Below are 2,427 nucleotides of genomic sequence, written 5' to 3' on the forward strand. Positions count from 1 at the left end.
TGGCCCGGACATCCTCCGCCCAGACTTCAACTCCGCTCGATAAAACCACAGCCAGACCCCACGCCGGAAAAAACGCGGACTCCTTGAATCACATGCGGATTCTCGCCGTCAACAGGGCATCTTCAAACTGATGGATGGTGAGGTTGTTGAGTCTGAATTAAATTCATGCGGATGAGACGAAACGAGTTCCCTGAGAATAGCATATTCATTCTTATTGGACGCATCGTCCCTCAACACTGACGGTATGAGCTTGTATTCACTCCTGTTGGAGTGACCTCTGTACAGCAATACTTCATCTGCGGCGGGAGAGACGTTGCTTATTTTTTGAACAAATCCCTTAAGACTCTTAATCGTCTGCGTCATGGTCTTGCACACCCCTTTAGGATGTATCGGACCCTACATCGTAGCAGGCCAATCGTCCAGCATGTGTGTCGCTGATTAAGAGGATCGACCCGAAGACAATGTTGACGTCGCCCCTGTGGACCCGCATTGTGGACCCACGCAGGATCACGGAACCCGCCGAAGCGCAGAAACCCCTTGGAAACTGTGGTGTTGTCCACTTTCTGGACTCCCCTCCCCGTGGGGACGCCAGCGCCGATTTTTCCAGTAAAATCAGGCACTTAGCTAACGCGCATCAGTCCGTGTTACCCACGCCTGTACCCCATTCCGTTACCCATTTTTGATCGTCCGAAAAGCTCGCCCGACCATCAGTGCGGGGGCTTGCCGTCCACGTACTGTGGGTTCAGGTGGGAATGTCGGTGCCTGCCGCCGTCACCGACACAGCGATGTCCGCGATAGACCGAAACAGCATTAGCGAGTCATCCTTGGATGACAAGAAGCCACGACGACGCCAGAATTCAGCCGCTTCCGAATCAATAGCGTTGACCATCAGGGCGCGACCGCCGATGAGACGAGCGCCCTGTACACAGCGGATCAGGGCATGGCGCAACAAGGCGGTACCGATACCGTGACTGGCCCAGTCAAGATCGGTCGCCAGTTGCCCCAGCAACAGACACGGCACAGGATTGGGTGGCTGCCCCGTTTTAATCGAACGGGGCAGCACGGTCGGGACCACCGCCGTGGGAGCCAATCCGTAATACCCCGCCACCCGCCCGGCATCATGGACAACCATAACCACGGTGAAGCCCTTCTCCTGATTCGACAGGGCGCGGGTCTGGAGCCAGTGATCCAGGGCAGGTTTGCCGCAGGTGAACTGCGATACATCGTGGGCAGCGTTCAGCGGCTCAGGGGCAGACAAAGGCATCGACGGTCAGCCTTGCCCGCTTTCTCGTTCCCACGGCGCAGGACGCTTCAGAACCTCGACCATGGGGGGCACTGGCGCGGCCGGGGCGGACAGCACCGCTATGAACTCGGCAAACCCTTCCTGGCTCATGCGGATCAACCCCGCCTCCATCAGCACGTCTTCGGCGGCACGCACTGCTGCTTCACGCACGAAATCTGTCCGCGACCTCCCGCGCAACTGGGCCGCCCGATCAATGATGGCGAGGTCGGCGTCAGGCAGGCGCATGGACAGCGGATGGTCTTTGCGATTGGCGGTGGCGGGCATGGCGGTAGCTCCCTGATGTTGGGGCTAATATGTGCCGCTGTAGTGTGTTTTGCAATACGGCGAATGAGATCGGTCTGCCGTTCAGGGTTGCCCTTGCCAACCATTATCACTAACTGATATGTATTGAGGATGGACCGCACCGATGAAACCCTCTCGTATCTGCTCGACCTCGATGGTGAGGAGATCATTTACGATAACGGCTATGTGGCGCGGTTCAAGGTCATGGAGATCGGCGCGACGCCCGAGAAGCCCCACGGCATCTCCTATTCGCTGACCTTCCACGCACGAGACGGGCGGCGGTTGATGGGCTACGACAACGCCCATGGTGTTGCCCATCGCGGCGGCAAATTTGTTGAACGGCAGACTGCCTTTGACCATTGGCACCGTGACGAAACGGACGAAGGCCGGCCCTATCAGTTCGTCACCGCCGAGAAGCTGATTTCTTCGATGAGATCGAGCGCATCCTGAAGGAGCAGAACGATGGCTGAAAAAATCAAGGTCGGCATCGCCACCCACGATGAGCTTCGCGACCGCGCCCTTCAGATTGCTCGGGGTGAGCGCCGTCGTCAGCCCGACGAACCGAAGGTCTGGTTCACGTCGCTGGAGTCGATGGCGAAGGTGCTGTCGGAACCGAATCGGAAACTGCTTCGCATCATTGACGAGCAGCAACCAGCGTCGCTTGCCGAGTTGGAGGTGATGAGCGGTCGGAAGGTCAGCAACCTGTCACGCACCCTCAAGACCATGAGCCAGTACGGGTTGGTGAAGCTGGTTCCTGGCAAGCGCGGATCGGTCGCGCCTGAGGTGTTGGTGCGGGGCGTTCAGATGGATTTGTCCATCGTGGGATAATTGCCGACTGTTAG

Annotated in this window: 4 protein-coding genes; 2 read left to right on the forward strand and 2 right to left on the reverse strand. The window is 58.1% G+C overall.

The genetic code is table 11. The features are described 5' to 3' along the window. Positions 1-742: 742 nt before the first annotated feature. Positions 743-1,264: a GNAT family N-acetyltransferase gene (locus MTBSS4_RS17825; RefSeq protein ID WP_173984726.1), complete on the reverse strand. Its 522-nt coding sequence runs from the start codon at positions 1,262-1,264 to the stop codon at positions 743-745. A 6-nt stretch (positions 1,265-1,270) separates the two neighbouring features. Then, positions 1,271-1,567, reverse strand: a complete 297-nt coding sequence (locus MTBSS4_RS17830) for a DUF1778 domain-containing protein (RefSeq protein WP_173984727.1) — start codon at positions 1,565-1,567, stop codon at positions 1,271-1,273. Positions 1,568-1,696: 129 nt separating this feature from the next. Here MTBSS4_RS17830 and MTBSS4_RS17835 point away from each other — a divergent pair, with 129 nt between their 5' ends. Beyond that, complete coding sequence (locus tag MTBSS4_RS17835; RefSeq protein WP_173984728.1) at positions 1,697-2,035, forward strand: DUF6516 family protein; 339 nt, start codon at positions 1,697-1,699, stop codon at positions 2,033-2,035. Between the two features lie 12 nt (positions 2,036-2,047). Beyond that, complete coding sequence (locus MTBSS4_RS17840; RefSeq protein ID WP_173984729.1) at positions 2,048-2,413, forward strand: transcriptional regulator; 366 nt, start codon at positions 2,048-2,050, stop codon at positions 2,411-2,413. Positions 2,414-2,427 lie beyond the last annotated feature (14 nt).

This window comes from Magnetospirillum sp. SS-4 (assembly GCF_902729425.1).
In the GTDB taxonomy this organism is placed as follows: Bacteria; Pseudomonadota; Alphaproteobacteria; order Rhodospirillales; family Magnetospirillaceae; genus Phaeospirillum.